Annotated in this window: 2 protein-coding genes; both read left to right on the top strand. The window is 35.9% G+C overall.

Annotated elements, in window-relative coordinates; genetic code table 11:
- The first annotated feature begins 1,489 nt into the window (after positions 1-1,489).
- Positions 1,490-1,864 (top strand): hypothetical protein, encoded by a 375-nt coding sequence (locus AC3DU7_RS30310; protein ID WP_488042949.1) that lies wholly within the window; start codon positions 1,490-1,492, stop codon positions 1,862-1,864.
- Between the two features lie 288 nt (positions 1,865-2,152).
- The coding region (locus AC3DU7_RS30315; RefSeq protein WP_488042950.1) for an NACHT domain-containing protein at positions 2,153-2,809 on the top strand (657 nt) is incomplete at its 3' end.

The raw sequence follows: 2,809 nt of genomic DNA on the forward strand, positions 1-2,809 counted from the left end.
GTTGTTAATTGGCCGGAAATTAATCGCAGGTATGAAGGGGCGATCGCTTCAAATATTAAGTAATGCTTAATTGCTCAGAGCTGACTGGTTTATCTAGTACTAAAGATTGTTTTTTGGTTGAATAAAAAGTCATGTTTAGGGGCGAACAGCCCCCACTAAGTTAATAGTATCAGAATTTTTTTGGGGATGCAATGGGAATTTCTGTAGATTTCTTAGGAGCTTCACACAATGATTGTTTTTGTGGTGAGGAGTTATAGTTTAGGCTTGAGAAATTTGGTAGTTAATTTATTTGATTTTTTATGGCTGAGAAAATGAATTAATTTCGTGGAGTGGAAATTTTGGGAAGAGTAGGGAGCGATATTGCTTGGCAGGGTTGAAGCGATCGCTAGAAAACAAAGATGTGGTTGTTTTTTTAGAGCTTCACAGAATGATTATTTCTCTGGTTTTAAGTGAGTGTATATTTTCTGCTCTTTCTAGGGGTTTTATTTGCTTTTAGCGATACGGCTGATGCCACGCTTGGCGATCGCTACTATCTCTTAACACCCTATACCTTACTTTTTTTTGGTTGAATAAAAAGTCAAGCGTAGGGGCGAGCAACCCCCACTAAGTTAATAGTATCAAAATTCTTTTGAGGATGCAATGAGAAATTCTTCCGAGCGCCGTTTTTTTTGGAGCTTCACAAGATGATTTTTTGTGAGGAGTTATAGCTGGGAATCATCGAAATGATATTTATTTGATGAATAGAAAGATTTGGTGGTGATATTTATTTGATTTTTGATAGCTGAGAAGATGAGTTAATTTCGTGGAGTGGAAATTTTGGGAAGAGTAGGGAGCGATATTGCTTGGCAGGGTTGAAGCGATCGCTAGAAAACAAAGATGTGGTTGTTTTTTTAGAGCTTCACAGAATGATTATTTCTCTGGTTTTAAGTGAGTGTATATTTTCTGCTCTTTCTAGGGGTTTTATTTGCTTTTAGCGATACGGCTGATGCCACGCTTGGCGATCGCTACTATCTCTTAATACCCTATACCTTACTTTTTTTGGTTGAATAAAAAGTCATGCGTAGGGGCGAGCAACCCCAACTAAGTTAATAGTATCAAAATTCTTTTGAGGATGCAATGAGAAATCCTTCCGAGCGCCGATTTTTTTCGGAAGCTTCACGAGATGATAATTTTTGTGGCGAGGGGTGATAGATGGGAATTATGGAAAAGATATTAATTGAATGATTTGAAAAATTTGGCGGTATTTTTATTTTTCGGCGAGAAAATGAGTGAATTTCGTGGAGTGAAAATTTTGGGGAGAATAGGGAGGTGTATTGCTAGGCAAGGTTGAGGCGATCGCTTCTCAAGAAAAGCCACATCATTTATTTTATTTGCCAGACTAAATATCTACCTTCAGCTCTAAATTTTGATAGTCTCCCAATCGCCTATTTCCAGCTATGAAAAATCAGTTGATATAATCGTAAATATCCCAATTAATCTAATAATACCTATGGAATCAAGCGGAAATAATTACGACCAAAAAAGCTTAGTTAGTATAGGCAATCAAAATGTTCGTATAGTTAAAGACAATGGTAAAGTTGCAGGGGTAATCTATGAAGCTCAAGAGCAAAATTTGGCTGAGACAGTGGCAGAGGTTCAACAAATTTTGCAACAGCTTTCTCAAAGCTATTCTACTAATACCACTACCGAACAAATGATTGTGGCAACTGAGACTATTAAAAAGATAGAAAGTGACACTAATTTAAAACAAAAATTAATTAGTGCAGGTATATCAGGTGGGTTAGCAGCTTTTGAAAAAGCTTTGGATAATCCAGTGGGTGCCTTTATTGTTAGTGCGATTAAAGGATGGCAAGAAGTTAGCTGAAGTCAAAAGTCAAAAGTCAAAAGTCAAAAGCTAGAAATTAGAAGTCAAAAGTTAGAAGTTAAACTCTTGCTGTGAAGAAATTTGACAGGCTAAAGTCAAAAGCTAGAAATTAGAAGTCAAAAGTTAGAAGTTGAACTCTTGCTGTGAAGAAATTTGACAGTTTGAGAATGCCCTAACTACTCTAATAACTACTATAAATAAATCTTTCAGGAATTTGTTGATGGAAGGTATAGTTAGCTGCTCAGTTAACTATACTTTTTGGTTGAAATGGGGAAATTTTAACTAAGTATGGGAAATAAAGATAAGTATAACCAAAGTGATTTAACTGGAATTGGTAATCAAAATATTAGGGAAGTTAAAGATAAAGCCAAAGCGGCAGCTTTTATCAATGAAGGTGCATATATTAATTTTAATTTGGCTGGTTTTCTGCAAGGTTTTCTGAATTTTTTTCGTCCGGAAGACCGGGAGGCAAAAGTTAGGTCGGAACTTCTGAAAGGAATTAAGGTTGAAGTTGTTAAACGACTGGAAGATTCTCTACAGCAAAATCAATTATTGATAAATCAATATTTAGAATTACCGATGTTTTCCCAGAAGGAAGCTGTTGGTAGGTCTGAGAGAAAAAAGATAATTTCTCTACCTCCTGAAACTAAGATTATTGATGTTTTTTATCGGCAGGATGTGGCGGGTAAGTTATTAATTTTGGGTAAACCTGGGGCGGGAAAAACTACTACTTTATTAAGGTTGGCAAAGGAGTTAATTGAGGAGGCAGAAAATAATGTTGATGCTCCTGTACCTGTGATTTTTGAATTGTCTAATTGGCAGCAGGATAATTTATCTATTGGAGATTGGTTGATTCAGTATTTAAAAGATTTTTATGGGATGAGCGATCACCGACTTAGTAAAAGTTTATTGAGTCAGAGAAAAATTCTGCCTTTGTTGGATGGT

Source organism: Okeania sp., assembly GCF_983059655.1.